This window comes from Pseudoalteromonas issachenkonii (assembly GCF_002310795.1).
GTDB classification, from domain to species: domain Bacteria; phylum Pseudomonadota; class Gammaproteobacteria; order Enterobacterales; family Alteromonadaceae; genus Pseudoalteromonas; species Pseudoalteromonas tetraodonis.
Window position 1 is genome coordinate 1,656,698 of sequence record NZ_CP011030.1, and the last position, 21,982, is coordinate 1,678,679.

General features: G+C 38.3%; 21 protein-coding genes. 5 read left to right on the forward strand and 16 right to left on the reverse strand.

Going from position 1 to position 21,982, the window contains the following annotated elements; translation table 11 throughout:
• Nucleotides 1-71: 71 nt before the first annotated feature.
• The 3 genes from PISS_RS07615 to PISS_RS07625 are packed head-to-tail and all read left to right on the forward strand — an operon-like array spanning nt 72 to nt 2,180.
• Nucleotides 72-929 (forward strand): 6-carboxytetrahydropterin synthase, encoded by an 858-nt coding sequence (locus PISS_RS07615; protein WP_058154592.1) that lies wholly within the window; start codon nt 72-74, stop codon nt 927-929.
• Nucleotides 922-1,740 carry a M23 family metallopeptidase gene (locus tag PISS_RS07620; protein WP_058154594.1) on the forward strand — a complete coding sequence of 273 codons (819 nt, stop codon included), beginning with the start codon at nt 922-924 and terminating at the stop codon, nt 1,738-1,740. The genes PISS_RS07615 and PISS_RS07620 overlap by 8 nt, the downstream gene beginning before the upstream one ends.
• Before the next feature lie 5 nt (nt 1,741-1,745).
• Nucleotides 1,746-2,180, forward strand: coding sequence for an acyl-CoA thioesterase (locus PISS_RS07625; RefSeq protein WP_008114650.1), 435 nt, complete (start codon nt 1,746-1,748; stop codon nt 2,178-2,180).
• Between the two features lie 186 nt (nt 2,181-2,366).
• Here the strand turns inward: PISS_RS07625 and PISS_RS07630 are convergent, their stop codons facing one another.
• The 12 genes from PISS_RS07630 to PISS_RS07680 all read right to left on the reverse strand — a co-directional run bounded on the left by PISS_RS07630 (nt 2,367) and on the right by PISS_RS07680 (nt 12,469).
• Nucleotides 2,367-3,689: a Na+/H+ antiporter family protein gene (locus PISS_RS07630; RefSeq protein WP_028835250.1), complete on the reverse strand. Its 1,323-nt coding sequence runs from the start codon at nt 3,687-3,689 to the stop codon at nt 2,367-2,369.
• Nucleotides 3,686-5,659 carry a transglutaminase TgpA family protein gene (locus PISS_RS07635; RefSeq protein WP_058155491.1) on the reverse strand — a complete coding sequence of 658 codons (1,974 nt, stop codon included), beginning with the start codon at nt 5,657-5,659 and terminating at the stop codon, nt 3,686-3,688. The genes PISS_RS07630 and PISS_RS07635 overlap by 4 nt, the downstream gene beginning before the upstream one ends.
• A complete protein-coding gene (locus PISS_RS07640) occupies nt 5,652-6,641 on the reverse strand; it encodes a DUF58 domain-containing protein (protein WP_058154595.1) in 990 nt (329 codons plus the stop codon). Before PISS_RS07640 ends, PISS_RS07635 begins: the two co-directional genes overlap by 8 nt.
• A 4-nt stretch (nt 6,642-6,645) precedes the next feature.
• A complete protein-coding gene (locus tag PISS_RS07645) occupies nt 6,646-7,551 on the reverse strand; it encodes an AAA family ATPase (RefSeq protein WP_058154597.1) in 906 nt (301 codons plus the stop codon).
• An 8-nt stretch (nt 7,552-7,559) separates the two neighbouring features.
• Nucleotides 7,560-7,943, reverse strand: a complete 384-nt coding sequence (locus tag PISS_RS07650; protein WP_013464929.1) for a response regulator — start codon at nt 7,941-7,943, stop codon at nt 7,560-7,562.
• Between the two features lie 357 nt (nt 7,944-8,300).
• Nucleotides 8,301-8,612, reverse strand: coding sequence for a DUF1090 domain-containing protein (locus PISS_RS07655; protein ID WP_232311351.1), 312 nt, complete (start codon nt 8,610-8,612; stop codon nt 8,301-8,303).
• Complete coding sequence (locus PISS_RS19105; RefSeq protein ID WP_257720501.1) at nt 8,593-8,727, reverse strand: hypothetical protein; 135 nt, start codon at nt 8,725-8,727, stop codon at nt 8,593-8,595. Before PISS_RS19105 ends, PISS_RS07655 begins: the two co-directional genes overlap by 20 nt.
• 27 nt (nt 8,728-8,754) lie before the next feature.
• A complete protein-coding gene (locus tag PISS_RS07660; RefSeq protein WP_028835244.1) occupies nt 8,755-9,723 on the reverse strand; it encodes an ATP-dependent 6-phosphofructokinase in 969 nt (322 codons plus the stop codon).
• 185 nt (nt 9,724-9,908) lie between these two features.
• Nucleotides 9,909-10,481 (reverse strand): MiaE family protein, encoded by a 573-nt coding sequence (locus PISS_RS07665; RefSeq protein ID WP_013464932.1) that lies wholly within the window; start codon nt 10,479-10,481, stop codon nt 9,909-9,911.
• A gap of 74 nt (nt 10,482-10,555) precedes the next feature.
• Nucleotides 10,556-11,188, reverse strand: a complete 633-nt coding sequence (locus PISS_RS07670) for a sulfotransferase (RefSeq protein ID WP_096040833.1) — start codon at nt 11,186-11,188, stop codon at nt 10,556-10,558.
• Between the two features lie 6 nt (nt 11,189-11,194).
• Nucleotides 11,195-12,094, reverse strand: a complete 900-nt coding sequence (locus PISS_RS07675) for a type 2 periplasmic-binding domain-containing protein (RefSeq protein WP_058154599.1) — start codon at nt 12,092-12,094, stop codon at nt 11,195-11,197.
• Nucleotides 12,095-12,100: 6 nt separating this feature from the next.
• Nucleotides 12,101-12,469: an MAPEG family protein gene (locus PISS_RS07680; RefSeq protein WP_058154601.1), complete on the reverse strand. Its 369-nt coding sequence runs from the start codon at nt 12,467-12,469 to the stop codon at nt 12,101-12,103.
• Between the two features lie 120 nt (nt 12,470-12,589).
• On the opposite strand from PISS_RS07680, the gene PISS_RS07685 reads away from it, so the two are divergent.
• Nucleotides 12,590-13,951: a DUF2254 domain-containing protein gene (locus PISS_RS07685; protein WP_058154602.1), complete on the forward strand. Its 1,362-nt coding sequence runs from the start codon at nt 12,590-12,592 to the stop codon at nt 13,949-13,951.
• Between the two features lie 86 nt (nt 13,952-14,037).
• Here PISS_RS07685 and PISS_RS07690 read toward each other — a convergent pair whose 3' ends face one another.
• The 3 genes from PISS_RS07690 to ggt all read right to left on the reverse strand — a co-directional run bounded on the left by PISS_RS07690 (nt 14,038) and on the right by ggt (nt 18,702).
• Complete coding sequence (locus PISS_RS07690; protein ID WP_058154604.1) at nt 14,038-14,748, reverse strand: SIMPL domain-containing protein; 711 nt, start codon at nt 14,746-14,748, stop codon at nt 14,038-14,040.
• Nucleotides 14,749-14,860: 112 nt separating this feature from the next.
• Nucleotides 14,861-16,555, reverse strand: a complete 1,695-nt coding sequence (locus tag PISS_RS07695) for an NAD-dependent malic enzyme (protein ID WP_028835240.1) — start codon at nt 16,553-16,555, stop codon at nt 14,861-14,863.
• A gap of 368 nt (nt 16,556-16,923) precedes the next feature.
• On the reverse strand, nt 16,924-18,702 hold the full coding sequence (gene ggt, locus PISS_RS07705; protein WP_058154608.1) for a gamma-glutamyltransferase: 1,779 nt from the start codon (nt 18,700-18,702) through the stop codon (nt 16,924-16,926).
• Nucleotides 18,703-18,799: 97 nt separating this feature from the next.
• On the opposite strand from ggt, the gene rrtA reads away from it, so the two are divergent.
• Nucleotides 18,800-19,393, forward strand: a complete 594-nt coding sequence (gene rrtA, locus PISS_RS07710) for a rhombosortase (RefSeq protein WP_058154611.1) — start codon at nt 18,800-18,802, stop codon at nt 19,391-19,393.
• A gap of 38 nt (nt 19,394-19,431) precedes the next feature.
• Here the strand turns inward: rrtA and PISS_RS07715 are convergent, their stop codons facing one another.
• Nucleotides 19,432-21,933 (reverse strand): S9 family peptidase, encoded by a 2,502-nt coding sequence (locus tag PISS_RS07715; protein ID WP_058154613.1) that lies wholly within the window; start codon nt 21,931-21,933, stop codon nt 19,432-19,434.
• Nucleotides 21,934-21,982 lie beyond the last annotated feature (49 nt).

The following is a 21,982-nucleotide window of genomic DNA, read 5'->3' on the forward strand; positions in this document are numbered from 1 at the left end:
ATTAAACCGCGCAATTACTAACAGAAATCATTATAATTAGGGCTGACTTTTAATCAGTTTAAAGGAAATTTATGACCCTTTTTGTTAACTCACTCACTGTGATTGATTTTTCTTACTTATGCAATAAACGCGGTGCAGTTGGCGAAAGTTGGATTGTTGATTTGACTTTACATGGCAAACTAAATGAAGAGTCTATGGTTTTAGACTTTGGCTTAGTTAAAAAGCAAATAAAAGGCATTATTGATGAGTGTATTGATCACCGTTTAGCTGTTCCAAATAACATAAACGGTAGCATTAATGAATTTGCTGATCATAAAACATTAGATTGTACATTTGGTGAGAATAAGCACATTGCAATGAGTGCGCCTCATCAAGCTTTTTGCCTGATAGATACCGATAAGATAACCATTGAGTCGGTTACAGAGTATTTAGTTGCCACAATACTGCCACAGCTTCCTGATAATATTGAAAAAATTGAACTGGTATTAAAGCCTGAGCACAACCAAAGTTTTTACTACCACTACAGCCATGGCCTTAAAAAGCATGATGGTAATTGCCAGCGCATTATTCATGGACATCGTTCACAAATAGGGATCAGCTTAGGTGGTATCTCTATGCCTCGTTTACAAAAACAGTGGGCTGATAAATGGCAAGATATTTACTTAGCTACCAGCGAAGATCAAATCAGCGCCTCTGAATTAAAGCATATTATCGCCAAAGAGGATGACGTGTGTTTTGCATATACAGCCGCGCAAGGTTATTTTGAAATGGCAATTAGCGAATCGCGTTGCGACATCTTACCCATAGATACCACAGTAGAATGTATTGCTGAGTATATTGCCGGCCAAGTAAAACTGCAGCATCCAGAAAAAGACGTAAAAATTACTGCTTATGAAGGCGTTGGTAAGGGGTCAATTAGTTATGCTTAAATCCTTATTAGTGTCAGCGTTAATTGCATCATTTAGTTTTAGTGCTTTGGCAGTTGAACTAAAAGGGCATTTAACTCAAGGCGGCTTGGTTACAGGGCAATTAAATAACGCAAAATCGGTTAGTTTAAATGGTAAGCCATTAAAGCTATCTGATAATGGCTTATTTGTATTTGGTTTTGGTCGTGATGCAAAACCAAACCACACTTTATCATGGGTTGATAAAAGTGGAAAAAACCACAGCCAAGATTTAGTTATAACCCTTCGCGACTACAACATCGATAAAATAACCGGTGTTGCAAAAAAATATGTATCGCCACCAAAAGCGGTCAGTGAACGTATTAGCCGTGAAGCGGTCGCGGTAAGAAAAGCGCGCGCTGTTGACTCTGACCTAGAGTACTTTTTACAGCCTGTGCTTAGGCCTGCCGAGGGCCGTATTTCAGGTGTTTATGGAAGCCAGCGTTACTTTAATGGTGAACCACGCAGACCACACTTTGGTTTAGACATAGCAAATAAAACAGGCTCTCCTGTGTATGCGCCGATCAGCGGTACCGTGGTATTTGCTGAACCAGATTTATATTACTCAGGTGGTACTTTAATTTTAGATCATGGCCACGGTGTTACCTCGACTTACATTCATCTAAGCAAGCTAGATGTAAAAGTGGGGGATAAAATTACACAAGGTATGAAAGTGGCTGAAATAGGTGCTACGGGCCGTGTAACTGGCCCGCATTTAGATTGGCGATTTAATTGGCAAGGTGAACGCCTTGACCCTGCATTATTGATGCAAGACACATTAGCAAACAAAAAGTAGAGATTATGACTCAAGTAGAGCGCGAAGCAATTATTGCGCAACGTATAAAAGATTCGACCACATCGGTTACAAAAGCGGTATTTCCTGGGCGTACTAATCACCACAATACGCTATTTGGTGGTGATGCATTAGCGTGGATGGATGAGGTTGCTTTTATAGCAGCTACCCGTTTTTGCCGTAAGCCATTAGTGACTATTTCATCTGATAGGGTAGATTTTAAAGAGGCTATTCCGGCAGGTTCATTTGCCGAATTAATCTCAAAAGTGTCGCATGTAGGGAATACCAGCCTAAAGGTAGATGTTGAAATATTCCTAGAAACCATGCACAAAGATAATAAGCATTCTGCTATTACGGGTAGTTTTACCTTTGTTGCCGTGGATGATAACCACAGACCAACACCGGTAGTATGCGATAAAATGCTACATGGCTTTGAGTTATAACGCTAAATAGTAAATTAATATAAGCACCTAGTTTTGGTGCTTATATTAAAACCCATTAAGAACACATCATACATAATTTGTTAGTGCTGCAAACTTAGCATTAATGTTTGTGTTTGGGATAATGAGTAAAAAGGAGGGTGTAAATTTCAAAATAAAAAGGCGTGCACAAAGCACACCTTTTAAAAATTAAAGTACCATGGCGGCTATCCAGCCGAATACCAATAGCGGTAAATTAAAGTGAATGAAGGTTGGTACCACTGAATCCCAAATATGATCGTGCTGACCATCAGCATTAAGGCCGGAAGTTGGCCCTAACGTGGAGTCGGAGGCAGGGGAGCCGGCATCACCTAATGCGCCAGCAGTACCAACAAGTGCAGCGGTTGCCATTACGGAAAAGTTTAGCTCTAAACATAAAGGAACAAATAAGGTGGCAATAATAGGCACCGTTGAAAACGAGCTGCCTATTCCCATCGTTATAAATAAGCCGACTAATAAAATTACAGCCGCAGCCATCGGCTTATTACCATCAAAAATTGCGGCGCTACTGTGAACTAAGCTGGCTACGTGTCCGGTTTCTTTCATGACCGCGGCAAAACCTTGTGCTGAGATCATAATAAAGCCAATCATGGCCATCATTGCCACGCCTTTACTAAATACGTCGCCGTTTTCTTCCCACTTAACCACACCAAATACACTAAATATAACCACGCCAACTAGGCCGCCTAATATCATAGAGCCACTGGCATTTTGAGCAATTAACGACGCAACAACAGCAAATAAACCAACCATCATTACTTTTTTGGGGTTATCAATTTCTGTTTGTTTACTCTCAACGGTAAGGGCGGTATTTGTATATTCTCGGCGTTTTCTATAAGTAATAAACAGCGCAATTAACAACCCCACGAACATGCCAATAGCAGGAATAATCATCGCCAAAGGTACGCTGGTATTGACTATTTCAAGGCCATTATCCACTAGGTTTTTATGTAATATAGAGTATAAATAAATTCCACCAAACCCATAAGGGAGTACCATATACGAGGTGGCTAAACCAAAGGTTAAAATACAAGCAATAGCGCGTCTGTCTAATCGCAATTTGTTAAACACCACTAATAACGGCGGAATTAGAATAGGAATAAACGCAATATGAACAGGGACTAAATTTTGTGATGAAATAGCACAAATCAAAATAATAAACAGGATAAAATAGCTGAGCAGGCTTTCGCTTGAGCCAGTTTGTGCGTTAACTTTTGCCAATAACTTCGCGGCTAAAATACGTGTTAGGCCTGACTTAGAAATTGCCACGGCAAATGCGCCCAACATAGCATAACTTAAAGCAATCTCGGCACCTGACGATAATCCTGAATTAAATGCATCGATGCTTTCTTTCAATCCCATGCCAGCGGTTAATCCGGCAACCAGTGCACTTATCGTCATTGCAACAATCACATTTACACGGACTAAAGTGAGTCCAAGCATTAAAATAACGCCGATAATAACTGCGTTCATAGATTTCTCTGTTTTGTAGATTTAATTAATTTTATCAGATCTTTAGCCTGATTTTTACGTTCTTTAGTAAATGGATGCCTTGCATAGCGCACTTGCTTAAATAACTCACAAAAAGCGGTTATTTGTTGCTCTGCATGGGGCGCTTGATTGCTAATGTGTTCTAAAGTTTGGGTTGGCGTGGCATTTTCAGGATAGCTAATCGCGTGTTTATTAGCCCAACAAATAATTTCATAATACTCATTGACCAGTGGCGGTTGTTTTGTTGAGGCTTTAGGTCTGTTTAAATAAATAAAGTAAGCCGTAAAGCTCAAAATTAAAATAATAATAACCCCAAGTGGCACCAGCCAAATAAACTTATTACCAAATAAGGTAGCAAATAAATCTTGTTGTTTGTCTTTATCAAACCCAAGTACCCAACTAGACCATTGATAATCTAAGTTTTCTAATTCAAGTCTAAGCCAATTAATGGCGGCATAGTTACTTAAACTAACGAGTCCAAAGCTAATATTATTTTTAAATTCGTCATTAAGGGTGGTACTTTGTGACAAGGAGCCGTTTAACCGCTCGGGTGCGACAACCGCTGTGGCATCAAATACTTTCCAACCGGCACCGGTATATACTTCAACCCAGGCATGCGCATCGTATTGACGAATAGTCATGTAATCACTGTTTTTATTTAACTCGCCTCCTAAATAGCCACTGACAACACGCGCAGGAATACCTGCACTTCTAAAAATAAAGGCAGCAGCACTGGCATAATGCCCGCAAAAACCGCGTTTATTATCAAACATAAACTGATCGAGCGTATTTTCGCCGCGCATGGGTGTAGGTGTAAGTGTATAGCTAAATTCATTTTTTGAAAAATAGCTTAAAAGTCGATTAAAAAATTCATCGGCATTGGCGCTATTATTTTTTAATTGTTGCGCTAACTGCTGAGATTTTTGATTATTACTAACAGTTAATTGGCTATAAAACCGCTGTTGGGACTTATTAAGCGATGTACTAGATAACGGTTCACTATTAACTGCATATTGTAAAACCTTGGATTTATATTGTTGTTTTCGTAATAAACCTAAAGTATTGGCAATAACATTGGGGCTTTCACTGCTTGAAAAACCAAGCCCATATAGCCAATCTGAAATAGCAGGCTCAGCTATAACCGTATACTGAGCCTCATTTTCACTCGTGCTTTTTTTAGCGGGTAATATCAACGCTTGCTTTAAAAAGGAGGATGTTTTCCACGCTGCACCATCAAATTCATCATGTACAATAGCGCGCCAATAATAGGGCGTAGGGGGTGGTGTACCATTAAATTTTGCTCTAAATACCAGTTCATCAGAATTTGATAACTTTGCTATATCAAACGGATCGACTTGTTCAGATAATCCTGTTTGTGCCATTTTTGGACCGGGTAGTTGCCAAAATGCCGGAAGTTTAGGTAAAAATAATAAAAGTATTACGGCTAAAGGAAAAGCCAGTAGCATAATTTTAGCACTTTGTTTTGAAGAGAGTTTTAAGCTATGACTAGACTCTAATAACCCTAGCACCGCAAAGTTTAAAATATAGAAGGTGCTTATAACTAAGGTAGTAAAAATGGTTTGGCTAAACAAATATACCGCTGAGAGTGAAAAGAACGTAAGGGTAATGATCAATTGGTAATGCTGTTTTGATTTTGCCTGCAATAATTTAAAAACACACGACAATAACAGCATGGCTACAAACAATACAACGGTATCTTTAAAGCCTATGCTGCTTAGCATAATAATTAATGCAATGGCGGCCAATCCATTAGCAAACCACGCGTTGGGTTTCTGCTTTTGTTTAACTGTTAAATAAATATTCCAGCCACATAACACACTAAGCATTGCAATAAAGGGCAGGGGTAAGTGCTCTGTAAAAAAACTGACTAGCCCTAAATAAATAAACGATAGAGCAAAGTTAATAACGCGATGGTTTTTAATCTCATTCATTATCATTACCGACTTGGCTTAACGCTTGTAAACAACGCTGATGATGCAGCTTGCCTGAATTGGTGGTGATTAATTTATTAGGAAGTTTTAAAGAATAATTAATATCACTTTCAAATGCTTGGCAAACTAAAAAACAGAGTTGCCCTAAACGCTGTTCGGTATCGCCCGTGACTAAGTTAAAATCGAATTGTGCATCCGCTGATTTAAAATCACTAAATTGTTTTACAAGTAATTGCTGTGTTTTTGCATAGTGCTTCCATGATATTCGCTGTAACCCCATTTCTGGCAAATGAGTAATTAAACTTTCAAATTCATCATCACCTTTATGTTTTTCAGTGCCTTCATCGGTATTATTTGCAACTAAGTTTTGGTGTTTTTGATTTGTTGTTTTAATTATTGACGGATAAACATACACTGCTTTATTCGGTTGTATATAACTCCACACACTGACTAAACCAAAGGGGTAATTACTGGCAATTTTTATTGGCTTTAACTTGTAACAGCCTCGCTTGGTGTAAGGTAATGATAATTGGCATTTTATTACTTCATTTTTAACGTGCGTAATGTAACACGCATTTTTTAAATCCTTGGGGTAACTCAATGTAATGGATTGGCAAGGATCATCGGCTTCTATTTGCCAAACTAGCTGTGGTGTCTGAGGCGCAAAACTGTCAATGGCGTATTTAAAGCTGACAGTTAAACCTCTGGCATTACTGTAGCCCAATAACAATGCAAAAATTATAATCACAAACATTAAATAAGCCATAAACAGAATTAAATTATTTTGATAATTAATCCCCATTACAAAATTTAATGATGCAACAACGCTAAAGTAAACGCCAAGCGTGGATGGTAAAACATAAATAGTATTATGTTTTAAGGTGATGCTATTTTTTTTGTGCTTATTTTTTAATAAGGCCGTTAAAATCGCGCTTTTTATATCGTGAATAAAAGTAGGGCGCTTAAATTTATAAATACGCATTTACCTAAACGGGCACTAAAACATGTTTTAAAATGGCCGCTATTTGTGTATCGCCCGCATCACTATGTAAACCTAATCGATGCTGACACACACTTGAAAAAACAGCCTGTACATCTTCGGGTAATACGTAGTCACGGCCTTCAATATAGGCCCACGCTTTGGCCGATTTAGCCAGTGCCATACTGGCTCTTGGGGAAAGCGAAGTCGTTAATGTTTGAGACTCACGAGTATAAGTCACTAACTCAATTATATAATCAACGACTGGCGAACTTAGCGTGATATTTGATATAGCATCTTGAATTTGCTTAAGTTGATGTTGTTCAATTCGCTGCGGTAACTGCGAATAATCACGTTTTTGATTATTTAACAGTAACCGTTTTTCTGCATCTTTAGGTGGAAACCCTAAACTAATTCGCATTAAAAAACGATCTAGTTGTGATTCTGGTAACGGGTATGTACCTGCCTGATATAATGGATTTTGAGTCGCAATTACAAAAAATGGAGTAGGGAGCGGGTACTTGTCTCCATCTACTGTTACTTGATGTTCTTCCATCGCCTCCAATAAAGCACTTTGTGTTTTAGGACCCGCGCGATTTATTTCATCAGCGAGTACCACTTGGCTGAAAATTGGGCCTTTATGAAATGAAAAACTATGTTCATTATTATTAAATATATTGGTGCCAATAATATCAGCGGGCAATAAATCGCTGGTAAATTGTATACGCTGATACGATAACCCCAGTACTGCAGCTAATGCATGCGACAAAGTGGTTTTTCCCATGCCGGGTAAGTCTTCAATTAGTAAATGGCCTTCACTAAATAAACAGGCTAACGCTAATTTTATTTGTTGTTGTTTACCAAATATAACGGTAGATAGGTCATCAATTATTGTCGTAACAATGTGCTGCATAATTTCCTTTAATCTATGAGTTCTAAACGTTTCATTACCGCATCAACTTTTTGCGCGTTAAAGGGCTTAGCTATAAATTCTTTTGCGCCTAGCTCCCAGGTATTTTGCACTGTTTCAAAGCTATTGTGGCCTGAACACATAACAACATGTGCATGAGGGTGTTCGTTGTTAATCGACTCTAAAATTTCAATGCTTTCAGAATCAGGTAAATCAACATCTAAGAATATAACGTTGGGTGATTTTTCAATAAGCAGAGGTTTAGCACAATTAAAATTATCGCACTCAATAATGTCATCAAAACCTAAACCGGCTAATACTTGGCTTAAATCAGCGCGGATCTGTTTAACATCATCAATAATTAAAATTGGTTCGAGTGGGCGTACAAATTCCATATGAATACTTCAATGTTTTTTACGGCTTGTGCTTTAATATTAAGCTAAGCATTAAGGAACCTCAAGGTGATAACTATGAATAACCATAATAGTTGTTTAAAGCTACTTAATGTCCGATACCGTCTAGTATTGGACTTAGTGAGCTTGAAGCTTTTAAAATAGACCGCTGTTTATATATAGGTATATTAATACCTATAATTTATATTATGTTAAATAAGGTGAAAATGTACTTAAGCAAACTAACTATCGGCAATTACATCACTTATAAACATGGTATTTTAGCCCTTTTATTCGCACATTATTTATTTATAGTAATATGCTCTACTTTATTAAATATAAAAACGCTGTAATGACATTTTAATTAATCAAACTATTTAGCTCATCAATTAATTGCTTAAGCTGTTTAGTTTTGTCGTTTAGCTTTTGCTGATACTTTTCAACTTTGTCATGCTTACCTTGGCGCTTAGCTTTTTTAAGATCGGTTTTATATTCTTCAATTTCGCTATTGGTATCATCTATTTTTTGTTGCAACTCTGCTTTTAATCCATCATGAGTACAATATGCGTTTATATTATTGAGTGCTTTATTAAGACCTGCAACTTGGTGTGAATTACCTTGGCGTTTTGCAGTTAATAACTGGTGGTTAACTTCACAGGCTTTTTTTCGCACACCCCGTTAAATCTGCACAATCATCTTTGGCCAATACGACTGTTGAACCGGCAAATAAAAAACTTATTGCAATACCTTTAATAATCGTCATTTTAGAGTTTTTATTATCTCGCATTGGTCATTATTCCTCTTTAATTCATTGTTAGCGGCAAAATACAGATAACAGCCCTTGCAGCTCTTCATTTATAACATGTTGTTTTACAACATCTTGCATAGGAGTATTTGATACTTTGTTATTTAAAATACCCACCATTTTAGCGCTTTCTCCAGCACATAAAGCCTTAACACTGTGTACGCCTAATCTTATTGCTAACATACGATCCGCTGCAGATGGATTACCGCCGCGTTGTAAGTGCCCTAGCTTAGTTACGCGCAAATCTATACTGGGATTAACGGCACTTATTTTCTCACATATATGTTCAACGCCAATTTCATCACCTTCAGATACCACCACAATAAAAGCATGCTCACTGTGATAATCACTAATTTTATCCACTAAATAAGTTATGTCTTCATCACTTTCAGGTATTAATATCGAATCGGCGCCAGAGGTTAAACCGGCATAAGTGCCAATATAACCAGAATCACGTCCCATTACTTCAATAACAAACACCCTATTATGTGATTCTGCAGTATCTCTAATATTATCAATACATTGCATTGATGTGTTTACTGCCGTATCAAACCCTAAGGTGTAATCTGTACCCGCAATATCATTATCAATAGTGCCTGGAATGCCTATATACGGTATGTCAGTAATTTGTGATAACCATAAACACCCTCTAAAGGAGCCATCTCCACCTATCACAATTAAAGCGTCAATATTATTATGTTCAATTGTGGCTAGTGCTTGATTTCTACCGGCATCACCTCTAAATCTTTCACTACGCGCTGTTTTTAACACAGTACCACCTAAGTGCATGGTTTGTTGTAGGTTTTTGAAATCAAGTGTCACTAAATCATTATCAATTAAACCCTCAAACCCTTTTCGAACGCCCGACACTTTTATTCCGTGTTGTTGAGCGGTTTTTACTATGGCAAATAATGCGGTGTTCATCCCAGGCGCATCGCCCCCTGAGGTTAATACGGCAATGTGTTTAATTGGCTGCATCGGTTCACATCCTTCGATAAGCTAAACTTTAATAATTCATAATAGCTGTTTATGAGTAGGCTGTGTAAAGTAAGCGCAGTAAAGTTGATCTACTTAGGGTTTATTTGATTGTTTAATTAGTATGAAGGGAGCAGTTATAACTTGAAAAGTTGGTATGTTGCTTTTAAAACAACATACCGTAATTTTTAATGGAGAGCCGCTGTAAAAGGAATATTTTTACAAATTTCGGCTTCTATTGTTAGTAACTCGTCTAAGCGTTCGTCAACTTCTTGCTTATCAAAGTATTCGTAGGCGAGTTCCACAAATAAATTTTTATGTTTTTCTTCTGATTTAGCAATTGCGACATAAAAATCTTTTTCTTTTCCTTCAGGTAGTGCCTCGGCAACTAAAGAAAAACGTTCATGTCCCCTCGCCTCAATTACCCCACCTACTAATAGTCTGTCCATTAAAAAACCGTCACGACCATGCCTAAAGTGTGCACGAATTTGTTTAATGTATGGATCTTTTTTATCATCACCCAAATTAGTATCGCGTTCAATTAATAGTTTAAGCACTTGTTTAAAATGAATTAACTCTTCAAGAGCTAAGTCAGTCATGGCTTTAACTAATTTACGCTTATCCGGATAATGTGAAAGCATTGACATAGCCATGCCAGATGCTTTTTTCTCAGCAGCAGCGTGGTCTTGTAAGAAGGTTTCGAAGTCAGCTAAAACAACTTCGGTCCATTCAAATGGCGTGTGGTATTTTAATTCAAACATAGGGATACAACTTATAAAATAATGCGTGGATTTTAGCGTATTTAAAAATAAAAATCTTTGGTTGCGATTTAAATTTAACTTTCATAAGGCAAAAACTTATCAATCCGCCCTTTCGCCGTCGACTCAATTTTTAATGGGTGCTTTATATCATTCCATGCAGTGACTTTACCGCCCATGTTCATTTTTTCAAAGCCAGCTAAGCTGCTGGTAATATTTAAAAACTCACATAGCTTATTAAAACTCTCGGGATTTGCTATATCAATGGCTAAAAAATCATTAGGCCGGTCAGCAAAATAAGCATTAGCACTATTAAAATGAGTGTTATAACAATTAGTTAAATATTCATCCTGATTAATATTTTCGAGTGAAAAATCACTAAACGTATTTAAATAACAGCGCTTTAAATGAATATTAAAGCCGCCATCGGCACGCGTTAAATTGGTATGCATACGCAGTAAAAGCTGTTTTATTGAAGGCAACCACGCGCTAAGTTCTCGCTTTAAATATACAAATTTAGAACCTGGGTAATATTTATCTAATGTTTGATAATCGTTAAATACAGGTGTGTCTGCGATAGCCACCGCATTTTCAAAACAAGCGTTAGTGTAAGCAGTATGGGCAGTAGGTATACCAAAATCTAAAAATGCATTACATACGCTAGTCGTCCCAGTGCGTGGTAAACCAATAATAAATATTTTTTGTGTCATGGCGTTTTAAATGTCTTTTTCTGAAAACCAAAGTGATGCATCATTAAGGGGTGTTAATGCGGGTAACTGATTGTTTTTTAATTTAATGATAATTTTATTTTTTATATCTGCATGCTCAATCGCACTGCGATGATAAGCCTTAAACAAACGATCAAACTCACCGTTTTTACGCATAATAGCTAAGCCTTTCTCAACCGCTTGCGCTATTTCGGGCTTTTCTTTACTAAAAAAGAAGTAGATTGCACTTGGGTATTGCAACAATAAGTGTGGCACTATCGTGAGGTTCGCACCGGCTTCATCTTTAAAGGTATTGAGCTCAGTTTCAACCTCTAACACAGAACGAGGAAATACATCACCTCGGCCTTTTATCAACATATTAAATAACGAACTATATTCGATTGATGTCGATACAGTTAAGCCGTTATCCTGCAGTATTTGTGTGTCAGGCCAATCATGCCCTTGAATAAAGTGTATGCTTTTAAAGTCGCTAAGGGTATTGATGTTTAATAAGGTATTCACTTTATCCTGTGTAGTTACCAAAACACGCCACCCATATAACCCCTTAAATATAGGCACTCTAACGGGTAGTAATTGTTGCTCACGCTGTTTAGAGGTCATGGTCCAAGCTACGTTTATTTCATCATTATGAAGAATTTGCTTTAACGATCGGCTCTGTGGCATCGAAATACTTGAGGGTTGTAATGTAAAATTTTCTCCGCTGAATTGCAGAGCTGTTCTTAATAGTACTAACGGGTATAATATTTCATCTTCACCACTGCGCATTGTTTTGGGGTATACAACATGCAAACTAGAAACGGTGTTTTTGCTATTATTTTCTATTGCCCATGCAAATGATGTCAGCGAACTGAAAAAATAAACACATGTAAAAACAATAGCTAACCGCATAATCGTTTATCTACTTAAAAGTAATAACACCGCGCTTACTATCACAATAGCAAAGGTGATCATCATGCTCAATCCACGTGCCTTTAAATTATTGTTAATAATGGCAGAACCATGAACAACACGGCTGATAAATAATAAACCGCCTAGCGCATGCACATAATGACTTGCTAACCCCTGATACTCCAATAAAAAAACTAAAATTAAGCTAATGGGCACGTACTCAATAAAATTACCATGCGCTCGGGTTGAACGTTCAAGCGCGGTATTACTGCCATTACCTAACGAAATCCCTTCGGCTTTACGTATTTTTATAACATTAACACTCAAATAAATATAATAAAGGGCCAATAAGGCCGCATAGCTAGATATGATCACAGTATAGTCCATTTAATTTTTCAGCAATAATAACACATAAGTTAAGCGGTAAATCAGTAGTTTTATCATGAACTATGCTAGAGTAATTTATACATTGGAATAGTAATAAGTAAGGATAATATGTATTTAAGAACAAAAATCACCAATCACTATCGTGAAATAATAAACAGTATTGGCTTTTATCCCTCACTCCTGTCTGTTGCGTTTTTAATTTTTGCTGTACTCACTATGTCTGTTGAGTATTTAGCCCCTATTGAGCAATTTAAATCATTAATCTCATTTGTATTAGTAGACAGTGCAGAAAACGCACGAACCATATTAAGCACCTTAGCTGGCAGTATTATTTCGTTAACCGTATTTAGTTTTTCTATGGTGATGGTGGTTTTAAATGCGGCCAGCGCTAGTTTGTCACCCAGAGTCGTTCCTGGGCTTATTACCCGTAAATCGCATCAAATGGTATTAGGGTTTTATTTAGGCAGTATTATTTATTCTATTATAATGCTCATTAATATTAATAAGTTAGATAACGGAAATACGGCAATACCCTCATTAGGGGTGCTCTTTGCATTAATTTTTGGTTTGATATCTTTGGGCTTGTTCGTTTTTTTTATTCACTCTATTTCAAAAGCAATTCAGGTTGATAACGTATTAAATGGTTTATTTAGACAAACCAAACAAGAGATCCAAGACATCATCAACAAACAAGGCGATAACCCCGTCGATAACTTTCCTGAATTTTCAAATTGGCATTCAATAAAAAGTACTACTGAGGGTTACTACAAAGGGGTTCACACAAATAAGCTGTGTGCTATTTTGGCTGAAGAAAAAATAGAACTTTTTATTACCGTTAAGCAAGGTTACTTTACCGTTAAAGGCTACCCGTTCTTAAAGTGTAATAAAGACATTTGTGAAAACGAAGAGTTAATAGAGAAAATCTTAGACTGCTTTATTTTTTATATAGAAGAATACATTAGCGATCATTACCGTTATGGATTAACCCAAATTTCTGAAATCGCTGTAAAAGCAATGAGCCCTGGGATTAACGATCCGGGCACAGCGGTTAAAGCTATTGATATGCTGAGTATTTTATTGATTGCTCGCCTAAAGATTAATGCGATTAACTACGCGTGTTATCAACCAGAAGAAGCCCCTTTGCTCTATTTTCATGAAACCAGTTTTGATGAATTACTGCACGATAACTTCACTCCTTTGCGTAATTATGCCAAAGCAGATGCCTATGTAATGACCAACGTTATTGAAGCATTTAAAAATATTTTGTTTATTGCCAACGAGGATGTTGAAGCTCGAAACAGTGTGTTTAATTATTTAGGTGCCATTGTTGATGATATTAATCAGCACATTTGTAATGAGTATGACCGACAAGAAATTAGAAATATGCTACAAGCAATAGTGCGAATTAGTGAGTTACAAGGTAAGCAGTTGGTGGCACGTTTTGAGCAGCACCGACCTATTAGCGAGTAAGCTCTGTAGAGCTATTTATTTTGCCGAGGGGCAAAGAGCTATCGCTCCTCGGCAGCGCCTATTTGGCATTGAAAGATCATCAAACCCTAATCTATATAATAAATTGCATAGCTTGACGCGCTAATTGTAATTTCACCCGCATGATAGGCATCAGGGACATAATTACCAGGTGCACTGTCTGCCATCATTACTTTTTCACTGCGCATGTACGGTGTAGATGGCATATCAAGCGGGGTTATAGACGCGCTATATAAGCCTTTTAACTCTACATCAAAGTCGTCACTTAGCTCTTTTGCCGCGACTTTGGCTTGTTTAATTGCCATTTTTTGTGCTTTTTTATGCAGCTCATCGTAGTTGCTAGCTAAAAATTGCGTTTGTCTAATTTCATTAATGCCATTATTAACTAAGCTCTGTAATAATTCAGGGTATTTATTAATTGCAGAGAGTTTAATAGTGAGCGTTCTTGATACTTTAAAGCCAGTAAACTCTTGTTTACCCGTTTCACGGTTATATTGATTATCGCGATAGATTGAGATTTGACCAGCATTAATATCGGCATCAGCAACGCCTATTTTTTTTACTAAACTAATTGCGTTGGCCATAGTGGTGTCGGTTTGTTTTTTTGCGGCAATTAAGTCTTTATCTATTTCAGTAATGCCCACCGTTAATAAAACATGATCCGGCATCGTCGTTAGTGAAGCTTCACCTTTAACATAAATATGCGGCTCTTCTGGGGCGTTGCTTGCATAAGCTGATGTACTGAGTAATGCGGCGGTTAAAATCGAAAGCGTTTTCATAAGTCTATCCTTTTAAATTTGATTGCCTCAGTTAACACCTTATGCGGTTAATTAAAGATGAACAAGTATAAAAAAACAGGCAAAAGCCTGTTTTTTTTAATCTCTACTGTAATTAAATGCTGCAACGCTTGTAGTTACGATATTTTGGTAACCAGTAGTTTTTGTCGATGGCTGCCCACAGCGCATCGTCTGAAATTTCAAGGGCTACGCCCTCTTCAATTGCTTTTTTAGCCACTGCAAACGCAATACGTTTACTAAGCGTTTCAATTTCAGTCAGTGCCGGTAGTAAGCTGCCTTTACCTGTATTAGCTAAAGGTGACGACTCAGCCAACATTTCGCTCGACATTATTAGCATCGCATCGGTAATACGCGTCGCTTTAGCGGCAATAACACCTAAGCCAATACCTGGGAATATGTAACTGTTATTACATTGTGGAATTGGGTAAGTCACACCGTTATAAACAACTGGGTCGAATGGGCTGCCAGTTGCAACAATTGCTTTGCCATCGGTCCATTTAATTACATCTTCTGGGTAGGCTTCTACTTGTTTAGATGGGTTACTTAACGGGAAAATAATTGGCGATTCACATTTAGCATGCATAGCGCGAATGACTTGTTCGGTAAATAAACCAGGTTGGCCAGATACACCAATTAAAATATCTGGTTCAGCACAGTGCATTACATCTAATAATGACGCGTATTCGCCGCTGTAAGTCCAATCTGCTAGGCAGCTAGTTGGTTGTGCAAGCATTTGTTGAAAGTCGCGTAAGCCTTGCATACCATCTGTTAATAAGCCAAAACGGTCAACCATAAAGACTTGGCTACGTGCCTGTGCTTCACTAATACCCTCAGCAACCATAGTGCTAACAATTTGTTCAGCAATACCACAGCCTGCAGAGCCTGCGCCTACAAAAACAACTTTTTGAGTTGATAATTTAGCACCTTTAACACGACATGCTGCTAATAAAGACCCCACAGTGACCGACGCAGTACCTTGAATGTCATCATTAAAGCTACAAATTTCATTACGGTAACGCTTTAATAATGGCATTGCATTAGGCTGAGCAAAATCTTCAAACTGCAGTAACACATTTGGCCAGCGACGTTTAACTGCTTTAATGAATAAGTCTAAAAACTCATCGTATTCGTCTTGTGCAATACGTTTATGGCGAGCACCCATGTACATTGGGTCGTTTAATAATTTTTCGTTATTGGTTCCCACATCGAGCATAACCGGTAACGTATAGGCTGGGCTAATACCGCCACACGCGGTATACAAAGAAAGTTTACCAATTGGAATGCCCATACCGCCAATACCTTGGTCGCCAAGGCCTAAAATACGCTCACCGTCGGTAACAACAATCACTTTTACTTTGCCTTTTGTGGCATTACGTAAAATATCGTCAATGTGAAAGCGATCTTCATAGGAAATAAATAAACCACGGGCACTGCGATAAATATCAGAAAACTTTTCACACGCATCACCTACCGTTGGGGTGTAGATAATAGGCATCATTTCTTCAATATGATCGCGCACTAAGCGGTAATAAAGCGTTTCGTTGTTATCTTGAATGGCGCGTAAATAAATGTGCTTATTTAAGTTGTCGTTAAAACTTGAGTACTGCTGGTAACAACGCTCAACTTGCTCTTCTATTGTTTCGTAACGAGGAGGAAGTAAACCAGCAAGATTAAAGTTTTCACGTTCTTTTTGGCTAAAAGCACTTCCTTTATTCAATAACGGGGTTTCAATTAGGCCTGGGCCAGAATAAGGAATATAAAGATAATTTGGATCGGTATTTGTAGTCATATTTCCAAGCTTTACTGAATCTTAAGTAATGATCTGCCATTATCATTGTTAAAGGCTAAATTGCAATGACATTTAAGCTTGTCAGACCATTGAAAATTTACAAATACAAGCGCTACTTTAGTATAAAGCCACTCATATTTGGTGAATATGTTAGCTGGCTGTTGTGAGTTTATAAAAATTAAAACGAGCATTAGACCAGCGTTTGCTGTGTGCAATGATTACAACAGTGTCAGTTATTTTTAGATTTGCTAATTTTTTACGTTAGTTAACATACTATTTTCAATCAAATAATCATTAACTATTAAGCTGTTACATAAATAACAGCAGGTAATACATTAGCTGCAAACCTGCTGTTGATTATACATGTTTTAGAATTTAAATGAGGCTTTATTATTACTTAAATCCGATAATGCCATCCCTTCCCTGCGAGGATCGGCGGCGCCATACAAACGGTTATTTTTAACTTCTACCGCATGCAGCCCAGAGTTTAAGTCAATCACGCGCACATCATGGCCGCGCTTTTTAAGCTTTGGTACCACCGCTTCAAGTGCAGTGCCTTTTTCAATGCTGGTGTAGTCGTTGCGATTAGTGGTACGCGGTAAATTAATGGCTTGTTGCGCGTTCAAATTCCAATCTAAAACGCCAATAACAACTTGCGCTACATAATCAATAATACGACTACCGCCAGGAGAGCCAACCACTAAACGTAAGCTCCCATCTTGATTAAATACCATCACGGGTGACATTGAGCTGCGCGGACGTTTATGGGCTTCTACTCTGTTAGCCACTAACTTGCCATTTTTACGCGGCGAAAGTGAAAAATCAGTCAGCTGATTATTTAAAATGAAGCCATTAACCATGACCGTCGAACCAAACGCCATTTCTATAGAGCTGGTCATCGAAACAGCATTGCCTTTGCTATCAACAATCGAGACATGTGACGTAGACGGAAGTTCAAAAGAGTCATCATTTGCGTAGCTTAAGTAATCAACTGGATCACCAGGAAATGCTTTTTGATCTTTTTCAGTGATTAATTTTGCGCGGGTGGCGATATAGTCTTTGTTTAATAACTCCTCGGTAGGGACTTGGGTAAAATCAGGATCGCCAATGTATTTATTTCGATCGGCAAACGCAATGCGCGATGCTTGGCTAAAGTAATGAATAGCCTCTGCGCTATTAGCTTTAATATTGGCCATATCTTTATGTTCAAGCAAGCCTAAAATTTGTAGCACCGCTACACCGCCACTACTAGGTGGTGCCATAGAGCACACTTTGTAAACGCGGTATTTAATACATACAGGGGCGCGCTCTTTGCTGGTGTAGTTAGCAAGATCTTGCTCAGATAATTTACCCGGTGCAATTTTTGATTTCTGCACTGCACTTACCATGGCTTTTGCATTATCACCTTTATAAAAAGCGTCAATCCCTTGTGAGGCAATGTCTTTGTATAAATTAGCAAGCGGCTGATTTTTTTTAATACTGCCTACTTTGATCACTTCACCATTGGGAAAAAAATACTCATTTATGACCGGCATACTCATAACACCCGGGTTTAACTGCCTAACGAGTAAACCATGTAATCGTGGAGATACTTCAAACCCTTGTTCAGCTAGCGCAATAGCTGGCTTAAATAACGTTGCCCATGGCAAGTTACCATATTGTTTATGGGCACTGGCAAACGCATGTAAAATACCTGGTACACCCACCGAGCGACCACCTACAACTGCTTCAATCCATTTAACAGCTTTGCCATGTTCATTTAAAAACAGGTTTTCATCGGCATTACTGGGGGCTGTTTCGCGACCATCAAAACTGGTGAGTTTATTGTTAGCTTTGTTGTAATACATCATAAACGTACCACCACCAATGCCTGATGATTGCGGCTCAACTAATGTAAGCACTAATTGGGTGGCAATTGCGGCATCAACGGCGCTTCCGCCTTGGGCTAAAATGGCCTTACCCGCTTGTGAGGCATAAGGATTTGCAGCCGCAACCATGTATTTATCGCCAGGTACTAACTGCTTTTGTACTACCCCTGTGGCGGCTTCTGGTTCACGGGTTTCAATTTGGCTTGCTTGCTGTGCAAATAAAGGAAAAGACAGTGCACTTAAAGAGAGAGCAAATAAAGAGTTGAGCTTAAAATTCATAATTACTGATTAAACTTAAATTGCATGGAAGATAATTGGCATCTTAAAGTTAAACAGGCACAATATGCAAAAATAAATATAAAAAAATGATCATTAAATGCTTAATTTACCCCTTCAGCCGCGTTATGTTTTACCCCCCTTGTGTTTAATTGTATTAAGTACGCTCTTAGCATGGCTTGGTATGAACAATGAGCTTGAGTTTAATCGCCCATTAATTGAACAAGGCCAACTATGGCGCTTATTTACGAGTCAATTTGTACATGCTAACTGGGTACACCTAGGTTTAAATTGTGCTGGTATCGCGCTTATTTGGTTATTGCACGGTGAATATACTACACCTAAGCAATACAGCTTTAATATTGCACTCCTTGCGCTTTGGTGTGGCTTGGGTGTTTATTGGTTTTGTCCAACAATCATTATTTATACAGGGCTGAGTGCGCTATTGCATGGCGTGATCGTGTGGGGGGCCATAAAAGATGTCACCGTCGGGCTAAAATCAGGTTATATCTTGTTTATTGGTGTATGGATAAAACTTATTCTTGAGCAAGTTAATGGTCCAAGCGCAGAAATAGGTCAACTCATTCAATCAACGGTGGCCGTTGATGCGCATTTAATTGGTGCAATTGGTGGGGTTATATTAGCTGTGCCGCTGGTTGTAAAACACATCAAAAACGATAATAAACACGGTTAAAAAAACGCCACATAAGTGGCGTTTTTATTTTTAGTCGATTAAAGCGTTTCTTTAAACAGTTTATAAATTCGACGGTATTCATCTAACCAGCTCGAAGGCTGAACAAAACCATGCGGTTCTACTGGGAAGATTGCTGTTTCAAAGTTTTCTTTTTCAAGTTCTATTAAACGCTGTACTAAACGCACTGAATCTTGAAAGAACACATTATCATCAACCATAGGCGCATTTATTAATAAATGCTTTTTAAGCCCTTCTGCATAATAAATAGGTGAACTACGCTCATAGGCAATCGGGTCAACATCAGGGTGATTCAAAATGTTAGCCGTATAACCTGTGTTGTAATGAGCCCAATCAGTCACTGGACGAAGCGCTGCGCCTGATTGAAACAAGTCTGGTGCGGTAAATAACGCCATGAAGGTCATAAACCCACCATAAGAGCCACCGTAAGTCCCTACCGCTTGGGTATTAACATTGGCATTATCCGCCATCCATTTTACGCCATCGGCTAGATCTTGTGTTTCAGGTGTTCCCATTTGGCGATAAATAGCCGTTCGCCAATCACGACCATAGCCTTTAGATGCGCGGTAATCCATATCCATTACTACATAACCTTCATCTGCTAGTAATGAATGGAACATAAATTCACGGAAGTAGCCAGACCACCCCATGTGTGAATTTTGCAAGTACCCTGCACCGTGGTTAAAAATAACCGCTTTGCGGGTTTTGCCTGTTTCACCCTCTTGGTAATCAGCGGGATAATAGACTTTGGCGTATATGGGCTGATCTGTATGACTAGATGGCACAGCAACAATTTTAGGCGCTGTGAGTTTTTTAGCTAAAAACGCATCAGATATCGTATTGGTTAAACGAGTCGCGGTTGTGTTTGCTTTAGCCTCTGCCACATAAAGTTCAGTCGGCATAGTGATTTTAGAATGTCTAAGTAATAACTTAGATTGATCAGGGCTTAAGGTGTAATCCGTCATACCGTTTAAGTCGGTTACTTGCTCACTAACACCTGTTTGTGGATTAACGCGGTATATTTCGTAAAGACCCGGATGCTCAATATTCGCTTTATAATAAATAGCACTATTGTCATCAGTAAGCGTTAAGTCAGACACTTCAAACTGACCTTGTGTTAAAGCCGTAGCCTTGCCATTTAAAGGTTTTTTATAAAGCTGACTGTACCCCGACTCTTCCGATAAATAATACAGCGTGGTTGAATCATTTAACCAACCAAAGTCGTTAAACGCATACGCAATCCACGCATCGTCATGTAAACGGTGTTGAGATACGAGTTTGTTATTTTCAAAATCAACAGTGGCCAACCAACGATCTTTGTTATCCCATGCTTCAAGCATAATCGCCACTTGGCTGCCATCATCGTTCCAGCTGATAGGCGATTGATCCCATCCCCAGTCTGAAATTACATTAATACCACGCGGTTGTTTCTTAGACTTATACGTTTTGCCTTCGCGGGCATAGTTTTCTTTTTTAACCTCAGCGAGTACATCTTCATCAAAACCAGGCAAGGTATTAAACCCTAAAGTAGTTTGGCTTTGATCTGCAAGGTTAATATAAACAATTTCAGAAGTTTGCTCTTTAGCGTCAGCCACACGACGGCGAACTTTTTTAGGCTCTATAGTCGCATCATCAGTGATGTAGTTAGGCATAATATCGCCTTCACCACGCCATGAACTTTTTTCTTGAACAACCACAATTAACGCGTCGCCATTTGGAGAAAGCTGGGCTTCATCAACCGTGTTGCCATCACCTAAATAGTAATGCGTGTTGGCAATTGAGCTATTTTGGGCTTTAACTTGCTCATTTCGCGCATACTTATCTTGTTTGTTTTTATGCTGCAGTGCAATGTAATCAATCAGCTTATATTGCTCTTTGGCAATATAAGTTGTTGGCTCTTTTATACCTTGTGGTTTGTCAGCCAGCTTTAAATTAGCAATTTCACGGGTTAAACCTGTGGTTAAATCTACTTTAAAAAAGATATTACCTTGGCGATACGCTAAATTACCATCGTTTAAAAATTGTGGTTTTGATTCGGTCGCAGAGCTTTGCGTAATTTGCTTAATTACGCCTGACTGTACGTTTTTAATAAATATGTTGCCTTCAAACACATAAGCTTGAAGTGATTTATCGTTAGAAAAAACAGCTTTACTTGAGCCTACGCTGTGAAGCTGATTTAAAGCCACTTGCTCTGCTGTTTGAGCGTTTACAGCTTGAGTGAATATATCTCTTAGCTCACTACCTTGTTGTTTACGCGCGTAAATAACGGTACTTGAGTCAGCACTCCAAAATGCACTTTGCGGCTGGCGTCCAATCCAATCAGGGTGAGCCATCGCTTGTTCAAGCGTAATTTTTGAGACACCCATGTCTGCAGGTGTGTTAACAACACTTGCAACCTTGGTATTTGTTTGAATAGCTGAGTCATTAGAAGTTGTGGCGGTTGCTGTACAGCCCGCTAACATAACACTTGACGCAACAGCCATTGCAACAAGTGTTTTAGAAGATGAAAATTTAAAAATCATAGTGCTTCTTGACGGTTATTATAATTAACCGTATTTAAGCAGAAGCACC